This is a genomic window from Elioraea sp. Yellowstone (assembly GCF_006704265.1).
Lineage (GTDB): Bacteria > Pseudomonadota > Alphaproteobacteria > Acetobacterales > Acetobacteraceae > Elioraea.
Map to the genome: position 1 here is coordinate 1 of NZ_VIKA01000058.1, position 19,263 is coordinate 19,263.

The following is a 19,263-nucleotide window of genomic DNA, read 5'->3' on the forward strand; positions in this document are numbered from 1 at the left end:
CCGGTGCGGCGAGCAGGGCCGCCAGGACCGCGCGCCGGCGCGGCGCTGCGGCCGCGGCGGGAGAGGGCGTGCCGCGTTTCATTTGCGTTTCCGCCGCCCTGCCCATAGGGTCCGGGCCGCCGGACCCGGACTTGCGCGCCGGGCGCGCGGCGGCAGGGGGCAGCGTCCTGGGGTCATGTCGGCACTCGTCCTGTTCGTGCGTGCGGTCGATGCGCTGAACGGCGCCATGGGCCGCATCCTCGCCTGGGGGCTGGTCGCCTCCGTGCTCGTCTGCTTCCTCAATGTGGTGCTGCGCTACGGCTTCGGCATCGCCTTCATCTGGATGCAGGACGTCTATGTCTGGCTGAACGGCATCGGCTTCACCCTGGCCGCCGCCTTCACCCTGCGGGCGGATGCGCATGTGCGGGTCGACCTCTTCTATCGCACGGCCGATCCGCGCACCAAGGCGAAGGTCGAGATCCTCGGCGTGTTCGCCTTCCTGCTGCCGATGCTGGCGGTGATCTGGGCCTATGCGTGGCCCGCGGTGCGGCTCGCCTGGATGTTCGGCGAGGGCAGCCAGAACATCGGCGGCCTGCCGGGGCTCTACCTGCTGAAGTCATGCCTGCTCGGCTTCTGCGCCACCCTCGCGCTGCAGGGGCTCGCCCAGGCCGCGAAGGCCGCCCTGCTGCTCGCCGGCCAGCCCGCCTTCGCGCCGCACCTCGCATCCGCCGGCGGAACGCCCTGAGCGATGGACTCGACCGTTCTCGGGGAGATCCTCTCCGTCCTCCTGTTCGCGGTCGCGATCGGCACGCTGATGCTCGGCTATCCGGTCGCGTTCACGCTCGGCGGCACCTCGCTCCTCTTCGCGCTGCTCGGCTGGCTGGTCGGCGCCTTCGATCCGTCCTACTTCGCGACCCTGGCACCGCGCTACTTCGGCATCATGCAGTCCGAGGTGCTGGTCGCTGTGCCGCTGTTCATCCTCATGGGCACGGTGCTCGAGCGCACGCGCATCGCCGAGGCGCTGCTGACCACGATGGGCCAGTGCTTCGGCCCGCTGCGCGGCGGTCTCGCGGTCGCGGTGATCGTGGTCGGCGCGCTGCTCGCCGCCTCGACCGGCGTGGTCGGCGCGACGGTGGTGACGATGGGGCTGATCAGCCTGCCGGCGATGCTGCGCGCGGGCTACGACCCCAGGCTCGCCACGGGTGCGATCTGCGCCTCGGGCACGCTCGGCCAGATCATCCCGCCCTCGACCATCCTGATCTTCGTCGCCGACTTCCTCCAGGGCGCGAATGCCGAGGCGCAGCTCAGGAAGGGCAATTTCGCGCCCGACCCGGTCTCGGTCTCCGACCTGTTCGCCGGCGCGCTGCTGCCGGGGCTTCTGCTGGTCGGGCTCTACATCCTCTGGTCGGTGGCGCTCGCCTGGGCACGCCCGTCCGCGGCGCCGGCGATCACCATGACGGATGCGGAACGGGGGAGCCTGCCCCTGCGCATCGTCGCCTCGCTGGTGCCGCCGCTGCTGCTGATCCTGGCGGTGCTCGGCTCGATTCTCGCCGGGATCGCCACGCCGACCGAGAGCGCCTCGGTCGGCGCGGTCGGGGCGGCCGCACTCGCCATCCTGCGCGGCGAGCTCTCGCTGGCGCGGCTGCAGGAGGCGGCCGAGAGCACGCTCAAGACCACCTCCATGGTGTTCATCATCCTGTTCGGCGCCTCGATGTTCAGCCTCGTGTTCCGCACCATGGGCGGCGAGCTCCTGATCGAGCAGGTGCTGCACGGCCTGCCCGGCGGCCGGGTGGGCGCGGTGCTGGCGGCGATGGGCATGATGTTCCTGCTCGGCTTCTTCCTCGACACCTTCGAGATCATCTTCATCGTCGTGCCGCTGACCGCGCCGGCGCTGCTGCTGCTCGACATCGACCCGATCTGGCTCGGCGTCATGATCGGCGTGAACCTGCAGACGAGCTTCCTCACGCCGCCCTTCGGCTTCGCGCTGTTCTACCTGCGCGGCGTGGCGCCGGGATCGGTCTCCACCGGCGACCTCTATCGGGGCATCATCCCCTTCGTCGCGCTCCAGCTTCTGGCGCTGGGGCTGCTCTGGGAGTTCCCCGGGCTGGCGACATGGCTGCCGAGGCTTCTGTTCGGATAGGAAAGGATACGATGACGCTCACCCCGGCGATCCGCGACACGCTCGCGGCTGTCACGACGGCGACCCTGACGACGGTGCTGCTGAAGAAGGGCCTGCGCAGGACCTGGATGAGGGGCCCGCGGCCGCTCAGGGCCGGCCAGGCGCGCGTCGTCGGGCCGGCCTTCACGCTGCGCTTCATCCCGGCGCGCGAGGACCTGGCGACGCCGGAGAGCTGGTCCAGCCCGCGTTCGACGCGCGGCGCGATCGAGGCGATGCCGGAGGGCGTGGTGGTGGTGGCCGGCACCGAGGGCATCACGGATGCCGGGATCTTCGGCGACATCCTGTGCGCGCGCATGGCGAGGAAGGGGGTCGCCGCGCTGGTGACCGAGGGGGCGGTGCGCGACGCGGCCGGCGTGCGCGGCACGAGCCTGCCCGTCTGGTGCGCGGCCGAGGCGGCGCCGCCCTCGGTCGCGGCCCTGACCTTCGTGAACTGGCAGGAGCCGGTGGGCTGCGGCGGGGTCGCGGTCTATCCGGACGACGTGGTGGTGGCGGACGACGACGGCGCCGTGCTGATCCCGCGCGCGCTGGTCGAGGCGGTGGCGCGCGAGGCCGAGGCGCAGGAGAAGCTCGAGGCCTGGATCATGCGCGAGGTGGAGAAGGGGGCGGCGCTGCCCGGGCTCTATCCGCCCAACGCCGAGACGAAGGCCCGGTACGAGAAGGAGACCGGGGGAGCCTGAGGCTCCCCGGCCCCCCTCCAGAGGGCGCCCCTCCCGTCGGTCGGGGCGCGCGTCGCGACCAGCGGGAGCGACGCCCTCCGGAGGGGGGTGTGGGGGGACGACCGTCGTCCCCCCACTATGTCCTCAATTCGGGAATGTCCCGGAACAGTTCGAGCGCCTCCGGATTCGCCAGCGCCTCGAGGTTCTTCACCGGCCGTCCGTGCACCACGTCGCGCACCGCGAGTTCGGTGATCTTGCCCGACCGCGTGCGCGGGATGTCCGCGACCTGGATGATCTTCGCCGGCACGTGCCGCGGCGAGGCGTTCTCGCGGATGGTCTGGCGGATGCGCGCGCGCAGCGCATCGTCCAGCGTCAGCCCGTCCCTCATGCGCACGAACAGCACCACGCGCACGTCGTTGTCCCAGTCCTGGCCGATCACCAGGGCCTCCTGGATCTCGGGCAGGGTCTCCACCTGGCGGTAGATCTCGGCGGTGCCGATGCGCACCCCGCCCGGGTTCAGCACGGCATCCGACCGCCCCGTGATCACCATGCCGACCGTGCCGTCCTCGTGCTCGATCAGCTCGCACCAGTCGCCGTGGTGCCAGACGCCGGGGAAGCGCTCGAAATAGGCGGCGCGGTAGCGCGCGCCGTCCGGATCGTTCCAGAACATCACCGGCATCGAGGGGAAGGGCCTGAGGCAGACGAGCTCGCCCTTCCGGCCGCGCACCGGCCTGCCGCCGTCGTCGAACACCTCGACCGCGCAGCCGAGCGCCCGCGTCGAGAGCTCGCCCCGCCGCACCGGCCCCATCGGGTTGCCGAGCGCGAAGCAGCCGACGATGTCGGTCCCGCCCGAGATCGAGTAGAGCCCGATGTCGGACTTCACGTCGCGATAGACGTAGTCGAAGCTCTCCGGGGCGAGCGGGCTGCCCGTGGAGAGCATCGTGCGCAGGGCGCTGAGGTCGTGCGTCTCGCGCGGCTTCAGCCCGGCCTTGGCGATCGCGTCGATGTACTTCGCCGAGGTGCCGAAGATCGTCATGCCTTCCGCCTCGGCGATGTCGAACAGCGAAGCCGGCGAGGGATGGAACGGGTTGCCGTCGAACAGCAGCAGGGTGGCGCCCGCCATCAGTCCCGAGACCTGCCAGTTCCACATCATCCAGCCGAGGGTGGTGAAGTAGAACAGCCGGTCGTCCGGCTTGAGGTCGGTGTGCAGCAGGTGCTCGCAGGCGTGCTTGAGGAGCACGCCGCCGGCGCCGTGCACGATGCACTTCGGCTTTCCTGTCGTGCCGGAGGAATAGAGGATGTAGAGCGGGTGGCTGAACGGCAGGCGCGTGAACTCGAGCGCCGCGCCCGGCACGCGGAACGACTCCCAGGTCACCGCGCCCGGGATCGCCAGCGCCTCGGCGTCGCCCAGGACGGGCACGATCACCAGCCGCTTCACCGTCGGCAGCCCGGCCATCACCTCGCGGATCCTGGCGGCGTTGCGGAAGGTCCTGCCGCCGTAGCGGTAGCCGTCGGCGGCGACCAGCACGGTCGGCGCGATCTGGCCGAAGCGGTCGAGCACGCCGGCCGGGCCGAAATCCGGGCTGCAGGAGGACCAGGTGCCGCCGGCGGCGTTGGTGCCCAGCATCGCCGCGATCGCCTCGGGGATGTCCGGCAGGTAGGCGGCCACGCGGTCGCCGACGCCGAGCCCGAGCGCGCGCAGCCCGGCGGCGAAGCCGGCGGCCTGGGCGCGCAGGTCGTCGCGCGACCAGGCGACGCGCCGCCCGTCCTCGCCGCGGAACACGATCGCCGGGCGGTCGCCGCCATGGCGGAGGACGTTCTCGGCGTAGCAGAGCCGGGAGTCGGGGAAGAAGCGCGCGCCCGGCATGGCGGTCGGGTTGTCGAGCGCCACCCCGCCGCGCTCGCCGACGATCCCGGCGAAGTCCCAGAGCGCGGTCCAGAAGGCGGGGATGTCGTCCACCGACCAGCGCCAGAGCGCCGGGAAGTCGGCCAGCGTGATGCCGCGCGCGGCCTGCAGCCAGAGCCGGAAGGCGTTCAGGTTGGTCGCCGCCACCTGCTCCGCGCCGGGCCGCCACAGGATCTCGCTCATCCCTCTCCTCCCCTCGGGGCGTCGATATTCGCGGGGCGCGGGGCGGATCGGCAAGCCGAGCCGCGGGCTTGCAGGCGGGGGGAGCAGTGGCTATGGTCCGCGCCCTGCCGGCTGGGGCCATAGCTCAGTTGGGAGAGCGCGTGAATGGCATTCACGAGGTCAGGGGTTCGACTCCCCTTGGCTCCACCACCCGCCGGGCCGCTCGTCCTCCGGCATGGCGCCGTCGGGGGCTGCCGGGGCGGCGAAGGTGATCTTCCCCTCCCCCTGGCCTGAGCGTCGTCCGGGATCGCTGTATCGAGGGGCAACCGGGCGGCCGGGCTTCCGCCATGCCGCAGGACCGCCACGGCGGGCGGGCGTCACTCCCACTCGATCGTGCCGGGCGGCTTGGAGGTGATGTCATAGGTCACGCGGTTGATGCCGCGCACCTCGTTGACGATCCGGTTCGCGGTGCGCAGCAGGAACCCCATGTCGAACGGATAGACATCCGCGGTCATCCCGTCCGTGCTCGTCACCGCGCGCAAGGCACAAGCCTGATCGTAGGTGCGGCCGTCGCCCATCACGCCGACCGTGCGCACCGGCAGCAGCACGGCGAAAGCCTGCCAGATCGCGTCATAGAGCCCGGCCGCGCGGATCTCCTCGAGGAAGATCGCATCGACCTTCTGCAGCAGGGCGACCCGCTCGCGCGTCACCTCGCCGGGGATGCGGATCGCGAGGCCGGGTCCCGGGAACGGATGCCGCCCGACGATCGCCTCGGGAAGGCCGAGCTCGCGCCCGAGTGCCCGCACCTCGTCCTTGAACAGCTCGCGCAGGGGCTCGACGAGCGTCATGTTCATCCGTTCCGGCAGGCCACCGACATTGTGGTGGCTCTTGATCGTGACACTCGGGCCCCCGGTGAAGCTGACGCTCTCGATCACGTCCGGATAGAGCGTGCCCTGGGCGAGGAACTCCGCGCCGCCGAGCCTGGACGCCTCCTCCTCGAACACCTCGACGAACAGCCGCCCGATCGTCTTGCGCTTCGCCTCCGGGTCGGTGACGCCGGCGAGCGCGCCGAGGAAGAGTTCGGAGGCGTCGCGGTGCACCAGGCGGATGTTGAAGCGGTCGCGGAACGTCGCCACCACCTGCTCGGCCTCGCCCTGCCGCAGCAGGCCGTGATCGACGAAGATGCAGGTGAGCTGGTCGCCGACCGCCTCGTGGATCAGCACCGCCGCGACCGCGGAATCGACCCCGCCCGAGAGGCCGCAGATCACCCGGCCGTCGCCGACCTGGCGGCGGATCCGCGCGATCTCGGCGGCGCGGAAATTCGCCATCGTCCAGTCGCCGCGGCAGCCGGCGACCGCATGGGTGAAGTTGCGCAGCAGCGCCGCGCCGTGCGGGGTGTGCACCACCTCGGGATGGAACTGCACGCCGTAGAAGCGGCGCTGGTCGTCGGCGATCGCGGCGAAGGGCGCGCCCTCGCTGACGCCGACCACGCGGAAGCCCGGCGGCAGGCGCGTCACCCGGTCGCCGTGGCTCATCCACACCTGCTCGCGCCCGCCCGTCTGCCATACGCCGTGGAACAGCGCGCAGTCGCCGGTGACGTCGAGGAAGGCGCGGCCGAACTCGCGGTGGTCCGAGGTCTGCACCTCGCCGCCGAGCTGCGCGACCATGGTCTGCTGGCCGTAGCAGATGCCGAGCACCGGCACGCCGAGCGCGAAGACGAGGTCGGGCGCGCGCGGGCTCGCCCCCTCGGTGACGCTCGCCGGGCCGCCGGAGAGGATGACGCCGCGCGGGGCGAAGTCGGCGATCCGCTCGGGCGGGGCGTTGAAGGGCCAGATCTCGCAGTAGACGCCGCTCTCGCGCACGCGCCGCGCGATCAGCTGCGTCACCTGGCTGCCGAAGTCGAGGATCAGGATCCGGTCCGTCATGGCGGACAGATACAGGAGCGCGCGGGGTTGGAAAGGGGTGCGGCGCCCGGCGACCGAAGTGCCGGGTTCCGGACGCCGGCTCGCGCGGCGGACGCCGGGGCGGCGCGACAGATCCTAGCGCAGCCCTGTGCGAGAGTGCGTCCGCTTCCGTTCCGGCCGGCTCGGCCGGGGGCGGGGCGTCACCCCGTAAAGGGGTAAAGCGGTAAAGGGATAAAGCGGCCGGCGCGGCGCGCTCAGCCGAGGCGGGAGCGCAAGGCGGCGAAGGCGCGCGCGCGATGGCTGATGGCGTGCTTGCGGGCGGGTGCCATCTCGCCGAAGGTTTCGGCCTCGCCGTCGGGCAGGAACATCGGGTCGTAGCCGAAACCCTCCGTCCCGCGCGGCGGCCAGACCCAGGTGCCGTCGATCCGCCCCTCGAAGGTCTCGACCGCGCCGTCCGGCCAGGCGAGCGCGAGACAGCAGGTGAACCAGGCGCGCGCGTCCTCGGGTTCGCCGATGCGCGCGCGGGTCAGCGCCATCGCCACTCCGTAGTCGCGGGATCCGTCCGGCAGGGTGGCCCAGTCGGCGGTGTGCACACCGGGCGCGCCGTCCAGCGCGGCGACCGAGAAGCCGGAATCGTCGGCGAGCGCCGGCAGGCCGGCCGCCCGCGCCGCCGCCAGCGCCTTGATCGTCGCGTTCTCGGCGAAGGTGCTGCCGGTCTCGGCAGGCTCGGCCAGGCCGAGGGCGGCGGCGCCCAGCGCCTCGACGCCCAAGGGGGCGAGCAGGGCGGCGATCTCGGCGAGCTTGCCCGGGTTGTGGGTGGCGACGACCAGCCGGTCGCCCCGTGAGAGCCGCCGCTCAGTCACCGAGCGCCTCCGTCTGCGCCTTGAACAGCGCCGCGCAGCCGACCCTGGCGAGCGCCATCAGGGCGTCCACCTCCTCGGGGCGCATGGGGCGCTTCTCGGCGGTCGCCTGGACCTCGACCAGCCCCCCGTCGGCGGTCAGCACGAAGTTGCCGTCGGCCTCGGCCTCGCTGTCCTCGGCGTAGTCGAGATCAAGCACCGGAACGCCCTTGTAGATGCCGCAGGAGACGGCCGCGACCTGGCCGCGCAGCGGCGAGGCCGCGATCAGCCGGCTCTTCGCCAGCTTGCGGAAGGCGAGGCTGAGCGCCACCCAGGCGCCGGTGATCGCGGCGGTGCGGGTGCCGCCATCCGCCTGGATCACGTCGCAGTCCAGCGTGACCGTCATCTCGCCCATCGCCTTGAGGTCGGTCACCGAACGCATGGCGCGTCCGATCAGCCGCTGGATCTCGAGGGTGCGCCCCGACTGCTTGCCGCGCGCGGCCTCGCGTTCGGTGCGAGTGTGGGTGGACCGCGGCAGCATGCCGTACTCGGCGGTCACCCAGCCCTGGCCGGAGTTGCGCAGGAAGGGCGGCACCCGCCCCTCCACCGAGGCGGTGCAGAGCACATGGGTGTGGCCGAACTTGACGAAGCAGGAGCCCTCGGCGTGGCGGATCGGGTTGACCTGCAGGACCACGGGGCGAGGGGCATCGGGCGCGCGGCCGGACGGGCGCATGGGATCTCCTCGGGGCGGGGCGGAGGGCGGACCATAGCCGCGGCGCAGCCCGCTTGCGAGTGCCGGCGCGTTGACCGCCGCCCCCCCCGTTCATACGTTGCAGGCGCTGGACATGACGAGCCATGAGCGGGAACGCTGACGGAGTGCGGCCTGCGGCGGAGCCATCGAGCCGACGCGGCCAGCCGGCCGGCGCCGGCGGGCTTGGCCTGACCGAGCGGTCGGCGATCATCCTGCGCGAGATCGTCGAGGCCTATGTCGAGACCGGCGAGCCGGTGGGCAGCCGTACGCTGTCGCGCCGTCTGCCGATGACGCTCTCCCCGGCGACGATCCGCAATGTGATGGCCGATCTGGAGGAGTCCGGGCTGATCTTCTCCCCCCACACCTCGGCCGGCCGTCTGCCGACCGACCGCGGGCTGCGCCTGTTCGTCGACGGGCTGCTGGAACGCGGCACGCTCTCGCCCGAGGAGGAGGAGGCCATCACGGTGCGCTGCACCGCGCAGGGCCGCTCGATCGAGGACATGCTGGCCGAGGCCTCGGACCTGCTGGCGGGCCTCTCCCAGGCGGCCGGACTGGTGCTCGCGCCGAAGAGCGAGAGCCCGCTGCGCCATGTCGAGTTCGTCGCCCTCGGGCCCGGCCGGGTGCTGGTCGTGCTGGTGAGCGAGGACGGCACGGTCGAGAACCGGGTCATCGAGGCGCCGCAGGGGCTCCCGCCCTCGCTGCTCGTGCAGGCCTCGAACTACGTGAACGCAAGGCTCGGCGGGCGCACCCTCGAGGAGGTGCGGCGCGTGATCGAGGAGGAGATCGCCGCCCACCGCACCGAGCTCGACGCGCTCTCCTCCAAGGTGGTCGAGGCCGGGCTGGCGACGCGCTCGGGCGGCGCCTCGGGCGGGGCGCTGATCGTGCGCGGCCAGGCGCGGCTGCTCGCCGACGTCACCGCGCTCGCGCAGCTCGACGCGATCCGCACCCTGTTCGAGCGGCTGGAGGCGAAGGAGACGCTGCTCCAGCTCCTCGAGCTCGCCCAGCAATCCGACGGCGTGCAGATCTTCATCGGCGCCGAGAACCGCCTGTTCGAGACCGCGGGCGTCACCATGATCGTCTCGCCCTACCGCAACACGCGCGAGAAGGTGGTGGGCGCGATCGGCGTGATCGGGCCGACGCGCATCAACTACGGCCGCATCATCCCGGCGGTCGACTACACCGCGAAGGTGATTGGCCGGCTGCTCGGCTGACACGGGGCGCAGGGCGCCGCACGCCGTCGGGCTGACAACAAACGGAAACATGGCGGTGCCAGCGTTTCTCCCGGCCGCGCGGGATCGCGCGTCCCGGAGACCGCCCGGCGGTCGCCGCGCCGACCCACGGAGCCCATGCCGCCATGCTGCTCGATGCCTCGATCCCGGCACACCATCCCGCGGCGGTCGCCGGCTTCATCGCCGAACTCTGGGGTGGCGAGGCGCTGCCCGCGCCCCCCGTGCCGGGTCGATTCGTTGCGCTCGCCGCCGACGGCACGGGTGCCGGGCTCGAGGTCCTGCCGGCGGGCCTCGACCGGATGCGCACCTCGCGCGACACGCTCGCCGGCCCGGTGCCGGAGATCGCCGCGGCGACCACCCGGCTCGCGATCGGCACTGCGCTCGACGAGGCCGAGGTGCATCTGGCGGCGGGGATGCGCGGCTGGCAGAGCCGCCGGGCGCTGCGCAGCGCCCATGGACACGCGTGGGGCGTGATCGAGGTCTGGATCGAGGAGCGGCTGCTGGTCGAGGTGCTCACGCCGGCGATGCAGGCGGAGTTCCGCGCCGCGCGCGCCGAGGCCGCGCCGGGCGAGGCGGCGCCGGGCCGCGTGCTGATGGTCGCCGCCTGATGCGGCAGGGACGCCTCTACGACGTCGGCGGCGACCGCGTCCGCATCCTGATCGAGGCGGCCGCGACCGGGGGAGCGCTCGGCATGATCGAGATCGAGGTCGCGCCCGGCAACGGGCCGCCGCCGCACGTGCACAGCCGCGAGGACGAGACCTTCCACGTGCTGGAGGGCGAGCTGGTCCTGACGGTGGGGGGCGAGCGGCACACGCTGCGCGCGGGCGAGACCGCCTTCGCCCCGCGCGGCATCCCGCACGGCTTCCGCAACGACGGCCGCTCGGCCGCGCGCGTCCTGGTGACGCTGACGCCCGGCGGCTTCGAGCGGTTCTTCGCCGAGGTCGGGACGCCGGCCGAGCCGGGCAGTCCGATCGCGCCGCCGACCGCGGATGCGCTCGCCCGCCTGGTCGGGATCGCGCCGCGCTACGGGCTGAGCTTCGTCCCGCCCGGCACCTGACCCTCGGCCGCGCGGGCGCGAGCCTGCCGCGCGCGGGCCTTCCCATCGCGCCGGGCCGGGCCTAAGTCTGTCCCGTGATGCAGAACACCGACGATCTCCCGCCGCCGGGCACGCCGCCCGGCGCTGACGAGCCGGCCTCCGCCGAAGCGCTGATGGAGGAGGCCGCAAGCCGGATTCGTGCCCTCGAGGCCGAGGTTGCGGAGCTGAAGGACAAGTGGCTGCGGGCCGAGGCCGAGACCCAGAACGTGCGCGCGCGCGCGCGCCGCGAAGTCGAGGATGCGCGCAATTTCGCCGTGCAGCGCTTCGCGCGCGAGGTGGTCGAGGTCGCCGAGACGCTGGAGCGCGCGCTCGCCGCCCTGCCCGCCCCCGCCGAGGGCGAGGCCGAGGTGCTGGCGAAGATGCGCGAGGGGATCGAGGCGACCCAGCGCATGTTCCTTGCCGTCCTGGAACGCAACGGCGTGGTGCGGGTCGAGGCGCAGGGCGCGAAGTTCGACCCCGAGCTGCACCAGGCGATGGCCGAGGCGCCGAGCCCGGTCATCCCGGCCGGGCACGTTGCGCAGGCCTGGACGCCGGGCTGGACGCTGAACGGGCGGCTCCTCAAGCCCGCCATGGTGGTCGTCTCCACCGGCGGTGCCGGCCCGGCCGCGCCAGCGGCGGAGATGCCCTCCGCTGGCACCGTCGATACCACCGCGTGAGCGTCCCGGGCCCGTCCCGCTGGGCCTTGTCTCGCGCCCCCGCCCTCAATACCCGTCCCGCTGGGCCTTGTCTCGCGCCCCCGCCCTCAATACATGCAGGTGGCGAAGCGATCCGCGCGCCTCCGCCCCGGGGCGCGTCGGTGCGCCGGATCGCCGTCATCCGTGATCCAAGAGGGGGGCGCGACGGGTGCCTGATCGGGCCCAAGCGTCCCGCCAGAGAAGGAAGACCCCATGAGCAAAGTGATCGGTATCGACCTCGGCACCACCAACTCCTGCGTGGCGGTGATGGAGGGCAAGGACGTCCGCGTGATCGAGAACGCGGAAGGCGCCCGCACCACGCCCAGCATGGTGGCCTTCGCCGACAACGGCGAACGGCTGGTCGGCCAGTCGGCCAAGCGCCAGGCGGTGACCAACCCGACCAACACGCTCTACGCCATCAAGCGCCTGATCGGCCGGCGCTTCGACGATCCGGTCGTGGCGAAGGACGTGGGCCTCGTGCCCTACAAGATCATCCGCGCCGACAACGGCGACGCCTGGGTGGAGGTGCGCGGCGAGCGCTACTCGCCCTCGCAGATCTCGGCCTTCATCCTCATGAAGATGAAGGAGACGGCCGAGGCCTATCTGGGCGAGAAGGTGACCCAGGCGGTCATCACCGTGCCGGCCTACTTCAACGACAGCCAGCGCCAGGCGACCAAGGACGCGGGCCGGATCGCCGGGCTCGAGGTGCTGCGCATCATCAACGAGCCGACCGCGGCCGCGCTCGCCTACGGCATGGACAAGAAGAAGTCCGGCACGATCGCGGTCTATGACCTCGGCGGCGGCACCTTCGACATCTCGATCCTCGAGATCGGCGACGGCGTGTTCGAGGTGAAGTCGACCAACGGCGACACCTTCCTCGGCGGCGAGGATTTCGACAAGCGCGTGATCGACTGGCTCGCCGACGAGTTCAAGCGCGAGCAGGGGATCGACCTGCGCAACGACAAGCTCGCGCTGCAGCGGCTGAAGGAGGCCGCCGAGAAGGCGAAGATCGAGCTCTCCTCCTCCAAGGAGACCGAGATCAACCTGCCCTTCATCACCGCCGACGCCTCCGGGCCGAAGCACCTCGTGATGAAGCTCTCGCGCGCCAAGCTCGAGGCGCTGGTCGACGACCTGATCCAGAAGACGCTCGAGCCGTGCCGCCAGGCGCTGAAGGACGCCGGCATCACGGCGGGCGAGGTGGACGAGGTGATCCTGGTCGGCGGCCAGACCCGCATGCCGAAGATCATCGAGACGGTGAAGTCGTTCTTCGGCAAGGACCCGGCGCGCAACGTCAACCCGGACGAGGTGGTCGCGATCGGTGCGGCGATCCAGGGCGCGGTGCTGAAGGGCGAGGTGAAGGACGTCCTGCTGCTCGATGTCACCCCGCTCAGCCTCGGCATCGAGACGCTGGGCGGCGTGTTCACCCGGCTGATCGACCGCAACACCACGATCCCGACGCGCAAGAGCCAGATCTTCTCGACCGCGGACGACAACCAGACGGCGGTGACGATCAAGGTCTACCAGGGCGAGCGCGAGATGGCGGCCGACAACAAGCTGCTCGGCCAGTTCGACCTGGTCGGCATCCCGCCCGCGCCGCGCGGCGTGCCGCAGATCGAGGTCACCTTCGACATCGACGCCAACGGCATCGTCTCGGTCTCGGCCAAGGACAAGGCCACCGGCAAGGAGCAGCAGATCCGCATCCAGGCCTCGGGCGGCCTGACGGAGGCCGAGATCCAGCGCATGGTGAAGGAGGCGGAGGCGAATGCCGCCGCCGACCGCAAGCGCCGCGAGGCGGTGGAGGCGCGCAACCACGCCGATGCGCTGATCCATCAGACCGAGAAGACGCTGAAGGAGAACGCCGAGAAGCTCGGCGCGGCACCCGAGAAGGCGGCGGTGGAGAGCGCGATCGCCGATCTGCGCGCGGTCAAGGACGGCGAGGACGTCGAGGCGATCAAGGCGAAGACCGAGGCGCTCGCCCAGGCGGCGATGAAGCTGGGCGAGCTGCTCTACCGCCAGACCCAGTCCGGGCCCGGCGCCGGCTCCTCCGGCCCCTCCGAGGGAGACGCGTCCGGCGGGCAGGCGAAGGACGAGAAGGTCGTCGACGCCGATTTCGAGGACGTGGACGACAAGAAGAAGTCGGCCTGAGCGTGAGGCAGGGCCACGCCCTCTCCGTCGCCGGTGACGGCGGAGGGGGCGTGCTCCGCCCGGAGTCTCGCAGTCGCATGGGCTGACGGATGGCCAAGCAGGACTACTACGCGGCACTGGGGGTCGCGCGCGACGCCTCTCCGGAGGAGCTCAAGAAGGCCTACCGGAAGCTCGCGATGCAGTACCATCCGGACCGCAATCCGGGTGACAAGTCGGCCGAGGCCAAGTTCAAGGAGGTGAACGAGGCCTACGAGGTGCTGCGCGATCCCGAGAAGCGCGCGGCCTATGACCGGTTCGGCCATGCTGCCTTCGAGGCGGGCGCCGGTGCCGGGGCCGGCGGGTTCGGCTTCTCGGCCCACGGCTCCTTCGCCGACATCTTCGACGAGATGTTCAGCGAGTTCATGGGCGGCGGGCGGCGCGGCGCCGCCGGCTCGGGCCGGGGTGCGGATCTGCGGGCTGCCGTCGAGGTGACGCTCGAGGAGGCCTTCGCCGGCAAGAAGGCCTCCTTGCGCGTGCCGGGTTCGGTGACCTGCGAGGCGTGCAAGGGCAGCGGCTCCGAGGGCGGCGCGCCGCCCGCCACCTGCCCCTCCTGTGGCGGCCACGGCAAGATCCGTGCCCAGCAGGGTTTCTTCCTGATCGAGCGCACCTGCCCGACCTGCGGCGGCACCGGCAGGGCGGTCAAGGATCCGTGCAGGGTCTGCCGCGGGGCGGGCCGCGTGCAGCGCGACCGCACGCTGAACATCGACATCCCGGCCGGCGTCGAGGACGGGATGCGGCTCAGGATCGCCGGCGCCGGCGAGGCTGGCCTGCGCGGTGGCCCGCCAGGCGACCTCTTCGTCGACGTCACGGTGCGTCCGCACGAGATCTTTCAGCGCGAGGGCGCCAACATCTACTGCCGCGTGCCGCTGCGCATGACTGCCGCCGCGCTCGGCGGCCAGATCGAGGTGCCCACGATCGACGGCGGGCGCGCCAAGGTGGCGATCCCGGCGGGCACCCAGACGGGCGACCAGTTCCGCCTGCGCGGCAAGGGCATGAGCCAGCTCCGGTCGGCCGCGCGCGGCGACATGTTCATCCAGGTGGTGGTCGAGACGCCGGTGAACCTCACCAGGCGTCAGCAGGAGCTTTTGCGCGAGTTCGAGCGCGAGGCGGAGAAGGGCGAGGCGAAGTCGAGCCCGGAGAGCGAGGGCTTCCTCGCCAAGGTGGCGGCCTTCTTCGAGGGGCGGAACTGAAGGGCGGCGCCCGCGCTCAGGCCGCCGATGCGAGCTCCGCCAGCTCGATGGCCGGCGCCTCCGCCGTGCCATCGTCGGGACAGGCAGGCCGGAAGCGCTGCGGCGCCGGCTCGCGCACCCGCCACCGCCACCCCTGACGTTCGGCGAAGGCGATCGCCGCCTCGCGCGTCGGGAAGTCGAGCCGCACCTGCCGGCGCGTGTCGGCCGAGGCGGTCCAGCCCATCAGCGGCTCGATCCATGGCCGGCTCTCGGGCTCGAACTCGAGGCGCCAGCGGCGCGTCCCCGCCCGTCCCGCCTGCGTCACGCCGCGGCCGGGGAGAAAGATCACCACGCGTGGCGCGTCGGGGTCGCACCGGCCGGCTGCGCGCGCTGCCCGCGGTCCGGCCAGTGGCACGACTTCGGCCGGGCCGGTCCCGCGATCCCGAGGTCGGGTCCGGGGCCGCAAGGCGGGGAGCCGAACCACGCTGCCTGCGGCCTTCCCTTCGCCGGGTGCCACCCGGGACGGACCGCCCGCGCCGACGATCAGCCAGGCCGGAGGGTCGCTCGCGGGGAACGAGTCGACCAGGGCCCGGTCCACCGCATCAGGCAGGTTGACCGCGGCGTCCTGCATGGGCGCGATCTTGCCCGACCTCGTCGCGGCGCCGTTCGCTGAGGAAGAAGGGTTCCGCATACACACCTCCTGCCGGTCGATGTGCAGTGCCGGATGCTGGTGATCTGGATCGCGCTGGCGACCGGTCAAGGCCCCGGCGCCCGGAGCGGCGGTCCCGCTGGCGCCACCACGCTCTTGATCTCCTCCAGGCTCGCCGGGTCGTCGATGGTCGGCGGCACGGTGTAGTCCTGTCCGTCGGCGATCTTCCGGATGGTCGCCCGCAACACCTTGCCCGAACGCGTCTTCGGCAGGCGCGGCACCACGCGCGCGGTGCGGAACGCGGCGACGGGCCCGATGCGGTCGCGCACCATCGCCACGAGTTCCGCCTCGAGCGTCTTCTCGTCCTTCGTCACGCCCGCCTTCAGCACCACGAGGCCGAGCGGCACCTGGCCCTTCAGCGCGTCCTTCACGCCGACGACCGCGCATTCCGCGACGTCCGGATGCGCGGCGAGCACCTCCTCCATCGCGCCCGTGCTGAGCCGATGCCCGGCGACGTTGATGATGTCGTCGGTGCGGCTCATCACCCAGACATAGCCGTCCTCGTCGATCATGCCGGCATCGGCGGTGGTGTAGTGACCGGGGTGCTGGCTCAGATAGGCGTCGCGGAAGCCCTGGTCGTTGTTCCAGAGCGTGGGCACGCAGGAGGGCGGCAGCGGCAGCTTCACCACGAGGTCGCCGATCGTGCCGCGCGGCACCTCGCGCCCGGCCTCGTCGAGCACGCGGAGATCGTAGCCGGGCGAGGGCTTGCCGCCCGAGCCGGGCCGCGTCGGGAACAGGCCCAAGCCCCGGAAGTTGCCGGTGATCGCCCAGCCCGTCTCGGTCTGCCACCAGTGGTCGATCACGGGACGCCGGAGCAGCGTCTCGGCCCACAGGACCGTGTCCGGATCGCAGCGTTCCCCGGCGAGAAAGAGCGCCTCGAGCCGTGCGAGGTCGTGGCGTGCCATCAGCCGCCCCTCGGGATCCTCGCGCTTGATGGCGCGGATCGCGGTGGGGGCGGTGAACATCGCCTTCACGCCGTGCTGCCCGCAGACGCGCCAGAACGCCCCCGCATCGGGCGTGCCGACTGGCTTGCCCTCGTAGACGATCGTCGTGCAGCCGGCGAGCAGCGGCCCGTAGACGATGTAGGAATGGCCGACCACCCAGCCGACATCGGAGGCGGCCCAGAAGACGTCGCCGGCACCAGCGCCGTAGAGCATCGCCATCGAGTTCGCGAGCGCGACCGCATGCCCGCCGTTGTCGCGTACGATCCCCTTGGGCCGTCCCGTCGTTCCGGAGGTGTAGAGGATGTAGAGCGGGTCGGTCGCCTCGACCGGCACGCAAGGGTGCGGCTCGGCGGCATCCTCCGCCGCGCGCAGGTCCTCGTCACGGCCGGGCGCGAGGTCGCAGACGCGCTCGGGACGCTGCAGGATGAGGCAGAACGCCGGCTTGTGCGGGCTGAGCGCGATCGCCGCGTCGAGCAGCGGCTTGTAGGGCACGATGCGGCCGGGCTCGAGCCCGCAGGAGGCCGAGACGATCGCCTTGGGCTGCGCATCGGCGATCCGGCTGGCGAGTTCGGCCGCGGCGAAGCCGCCGAACACCACGGAGTGGATCGCGCCCAGCCGCGCGCAGGCGAGCATCGCGATCACAGCCTCCGGCACCATCGGCATGTAGACGATCACCCGGTCGCCCCTCGCGACGCCGCGCGCGGCGAGCGCGCCGGCCAGCCGCGCCACCCGGTCGGTGAGCTGCGCGTAGCTCAGCGTCTCCACCCGCCCCGTCATCGCGCTGTCCCAGATCAGTGCCGGCCGGTCGCCCAGCCCGGCGGCGACATGGCGGTCGAGCGCGTTGAAGCAGGTGTTCAGCCGCCCGCCCGGGAACCAGCGGCCATACACCCCGAGGGTCGGGTCGAAGGCGGCGCGCGGCGGCACCTCCCAGTCGATCGCAGCCGCCCGTGCCGACCACCAGCCTTCCGGATTCGCCCGCCAAGCCGCATAGGTCGCGTCGTATCCACCGGCCATGTCCTGCTGTCCCCTCTGCCGGGCAGAGGGTGCGCCAAAGAGGCCGTGCGACGCAACGCGACCACGCCCGCCCGAAGCTTCTTCTCTGCCCGGCGGCGGCGCGTCAGAATGCCATGGTAGGATCAGGAGCCTGCATGACCGCCGCCGACACCCCTGCACCCTCCCCCGACGGCCTGCTTGCGTGCCTGCGCGCGCTCGCCCAGGAGGCGGAGTCGCTCGGCCTGGTGGCGACTCGGGATGCGATCCTGCGCGCCGCGGCGCGGCTCGTCCGGGAGGCGCCGGAACGGCTGCCCGACCATCCCGGTACGGCACGGATCCTCGGTGCCGGCGGCTGCGGCCTGAACTGAGCCGAACCGGCCGGCCGAAGGATCGGCTCGAGAGGGACCGGGCCCGCACCTCACAGGCAGGGATCGCAGCCGGGCGCGGTTCCCTCGCCGACCGTCGGCCAATAGAGTGCCGTGCCTGGTCGCTCCGCGACCGGAGCGGCCGGCGGGCAGGACGATCGCATGGTCTCGGGACCCGGGTTCTGGCTCAGACGGCTGTGGCAGGGGGCGGCGGCCCATCTGCTGACGCCAACCCAGGACGAGCGCCACCGGCGTCTCGCCGAGCCGCTCCTGTTGCCGCAGGGCCCCCTCGCGCGGCTCCGCTTCGTCGTGTTCGACCTGGAGACCACCGGGCTCAGGCCCTCGCGCGGCGACCGGATCGTCGCGATCGGCGCGGTCAGGGTGCAGGACGGACGGGTGGATGGGACGGCCGCCTTCGCGACCTACTGCCATCCCGGCCGGCCGATCCCGCCGCAGGGCACGGCGATCCACGGCATCACCGACGCGATGGTGCGCGACGCGATCGCCTGGCCCGAGGCGGTGGCGGCCTTCCATCGCTATGCTGCCGGCGACGTGCTGGTCGCGCACAACGCGGCCTTCGACCTCACCTGCCTCCATTGCGCCGAGGCTCGCGCAGGCGTGCGCTTCGACCAGCCGGCGGTGTGCACCCTTGCCCTCTCGCGCTGGCTCGATCCGGCCGCGGCCGACCACAGCCTCGAGGCGCTCGCCGCACGGCACGGCCTGGTGGTGGCGGGGCGGCACGATGCGCTCGGCGATGCGATCATGACCGCGCACCTGTTTGCCGACCTGCTGCGGCGCGCCGAACTCGCCGGCGTGGGCGATCTCGAGGCGCTGCTGCGGCGGACACGGATGCGCGAGTCGCTCGCGGCCGCCAGCGCCGCGTTCTGATCAGCCCCGTCCGGCGTGCGCCGCGGCACCCGCCGCGACCACCCCGCAGAGCGCCATCACCCAGGGCATCGGTGCCACGGACGCCGCCGCTGCGGCGAGCGCGCCGCCGGCGATCTGCACCGCGCCGGCGAGGCTCGCCGCCGTCCCCGCCCGGTCGGGGAACGGTGCCAGCGCCTCGGCGAAGGCGGCCGGCAGGGCGAAGCCCAGGCCGAGCACGAACATCAGCATGGTCACGTTCACCGCGTGCTTGCCGAACAGGCCGAACGGGGCGAGTGCCGCCATGCCGAGCCCGCCCGCCAGCATCAGCGCGACCCCGATCGCCATCGCGCGCGAGGGCGACCCGCGCCGCATGATCGCCCGCGCCGCGCCGCCGCCGGCCAGCACGCCCGCGACCGCGATCAGCGGATAGAGCGCGTAGGCGAGCGGTGTCAGGCCGAAGACGGTGATGTAGAGCGTCGGGCTGCCGGCACCGAAGGCGAACAGCCCGCCCATCGCCCCGGCCGCCACCAGCGCGGGCCGGCGGAATCGGCGATCCGACCAGACCGCGCGATAGCCGCCCGCCACCGCGCCGAGGTCGAGCGCCGGGGCGCGCGCGCGGATCGTCTCCGGCAGCCGGGCCGCGGCCCAGGCGAGCAC

The 19,263-nt window shown here is 72.5% G+C and carries 18 protein-coding genes and 1 tRNA gene; 12 read left to right on the forward strand and 7 right to left on the reverse strand.

Translation table 11 applies throughout. The annotated features are described in order from the left end of the window. The first annotated feature begins 175 nt into the window (after positions 1–175). From FK498_RS09965 to FK498_RS09975, 3 genes are read left to right on the forward strand one after another with little or no spacing between them, the layout of a single operon-like run. Positions 176–724, forward strand: a complete 549-nt coding sequence (locus FK498_RS09965; RefSeq protein WP_141854100.1) for a TRAP transporter small permease subunit — start codon at positions 176–178, stop codon at positions 722–724. Positions 725–727: 3 nt separating this feature from the next. Then, entirely contained in the window at positions 728–2,119 is a 1,392-nt protein-coding gene (locus FK498_RS09970; RefSeq protein ID WP_141854102.1) for a TRAP transporter large permease subunit, read from the forward strand. Between the two features lie 11 nt (positions 2,120–2,130). Beyond that, positions 2,131–2,835, forward strand: a complete 705-nt coding sequence (locus FK498_RS09975) for a ribonuclease activity regulator RraA (RefSeq protein WP_141854104.1) — start codon at positions 2,131–2,133, stop codon at positions 2,833–2,835. A 115-nt stretch (positions 2,836–2,950) separates the two neighbouring features. Here the strand turns inward: FK498_RS09975 and FK498_RS09980 are convergent, their stop codons facing one another. Beyond that, positions 2,951–4,903: an acetoacetate--CoA ligase gene (locus FK498_RS09980; protein ID WP_141854106.1), complete on the reverse strand. Its 1,953-nt coding sequence runs from the start codon at positions 4,901–4,903 to the stop codon at positions 2,951–2,953. A gap of 113 nt (positions 4,904–5,016) precedes the next feature. Between FK498_RS09980 and FK498_RS09985 the strand changes: the two genes are divergently transcribed. Beyond that, positions 5,017–5,092: transfer RNA gene (locus FK498_RS09985), tRNA-Ala, on the forward strand. Between the two features lie 167 nt (positions 5,093–5,259). Here FK498_RS09985 and guaA read toward each other — a convergent pair. The 3 genes from guaA to rph all read right to left on the reverse strand — a co-directional run bounded on the left by guaA (position 5,260) and on the right by rph (position 8,358). Continuing rightward, positions 5,260–6,807, reverse strand: a complete 1,548-nt coding sequence (gene guaA, locus FK498_RS09990) for a glutamine-hydrolyzing GMP synthase (protein ID WP_141854108.1) — start codon at positions 6,805–6,807, stop codon at positions 5,260–5,262. 233 nt (positions 6,808–7,040) lie between these two features. Further along, positions 7,041–7,649 (reverse strand): non-canonical purine NTP pyrophosphatase, encoded by a 609-nt coding sequence (locus FK498_RS09995; protein WP_141854110.1) that lies wholly within the window; start codon positions 7,647–7,649, stop codon positions 7,041–7,043. Further along, positions 7,642–8,358 (reverse strand): ribonuclease PH, encoded by a 717-nt coding sequence (rph, locus tag FK498_RS10000; protein WP_141854112.1) that lies wholly within the window; start codon positions 8,356–8,358, stop codon positions 7,642–7,644. The genes FK498_RS09995 and rph overlap by 8 nt, the downstream gene beginning before the upstream one ends. A gap of 122 nt (positions 8,359–8,480) precedes the next feature. Here rph and hrcA point away from each other — a divergent pair, with 122 nt between their 5' ends. The 6 genes from hrcA to dnaJ all read left to right on the forward strand — a co-directional run bounded on the left by hrcA (position 8,481) and on the right by dnaJ (position 14,749). Continuing rightward, positions 8,481–9,587, forward strand: coding sequence for a heat-inducible transcriptional repressor HrcA (hrcA, locus tag FK498_RS10005; protein ID WP_237560904.1), 1,107 nt, complete (start codon positions 8,481–8,483; stop codon positions 9,585–9,587). Between the two features lie 143 nt (positions 9,588–9,730). Next, positions 9,731–10,213, forward strand: coding sequence for a hypothetical protein (locus FK498_RS10010; protein WP_141854114.1), 483 nt, complete (start codon positions 9,731–9,733; stop codon positions 10,211–10,213). Further along, positions 10,213–10,662 carry a quercetin 2,3-dioxygenase gene (locus FK498_RS10015; protein WP_141854115.1) on the forward strand — a complete coding sequence of 150 codons (450 nt, stop codon included), beginning with the start codon at positions 10,213–10,215 and terminating at the stop codon, positions 10,660–10,662. Before FK498_RS10010 ends, FK498_RS10015 begins: the two co-directional genes overlap by 1 nt. A 77-nt stretch (positions 10,663–10,739) precedes the next feature. Continuing rightward, a complete protein-coding gene (locus tag FK498_RS10020) occupies positions 10,740–11,357 on the forward strand; it encodes a nucleotide exchange factor GrpE (protein WP_141854117.1) in 618 nt (205 codons plus the stop codon). A gap of 231 nt (positions 11,358–11,588) precedes the next feature. Then, positions 11,589–13,520: a molecular chaperone DnaK gene (gene dnaK / locus FK498_RS10025; protein WP_141854119.1), complete on the forward strand. Its 1,932-nt coding sequence runs from the start codon at positions 11,589–11,591 to the stop codon at positions 13,518–13,520. A gap of 89 nt (positions 13,521–13,609) precedes the next feature. Beyond that, a complete protein-coding gene (dnaJ, locus tag FK498_RS10030) occupies positions 13,610–14,749 on the forward strand; it encodes a molecular chaperone DnaJ (RefSeq protein WP_141854121.1) in 1,140 nt (379 codons plus the stop codon). Positions 14,750–14,765: 16 nt separating this feature from the next. On the opposite strand, the gene FK498_RS19940 is transcribed toward dnaJ, so the two are convergent. Then, entirely contained in the window at positions 14,766–15,080 is a 315-nt protein-coding gene (locus FK498_RS19940) for an ETC complex I subunit (protein WP_237560905.1), read from the reverse strand. Between the two features lie 404 nt (positions 15,081–15,484). Continuing rightward, the gene (locus FK498_RS10040) at positions 15,485–17,395 is read right to left on the reverse strand and encodes an AMP-binding protein (protein ID WP_141854123.1); all 1,911 of its coding nucleotides are present in this window, start codon (positions 17,393–17,395) and stop codon (positions 15,485–15,487) included. Positions 17,396–17,529: 134 nt separating this feature from the next. On the opposite strand from FK498_RS10040, the gene FK498_RS10045 reads away from it, so the two are divergent. Further along, entirely contained in the window at positions 17,530–17,742 is a 213-nt protein-coding gene (locus FK498_RS10045; RefSeq protein ID WP_141854125.1) for a hypothetical protein, read from the forward strand. A 159-nt stretch (positions 17,743–17,901) separates the two neighbouring features. Continuing rightward, positions 17,902–18,627, forward strand: coding sequence for a PolC-type DNA polymerase III (locus FK498_RS10050; RefSeq protein ID WP_141854127.1), 726 nt, complete (start codon positions 17,902–17,904; stop codon positions 18,625–18,627). Here FK498_RS10050 and FK498_RS10055 read toward each other — a convergent pair. After that, a partial coding sequence (locus FK498_RS10055) for an MFS transporter (RefSeq protein ID WP_161988375.1) occupies positions 18,628–19,263 on the reverse strand: 636 nt, incomplete at its 5' end.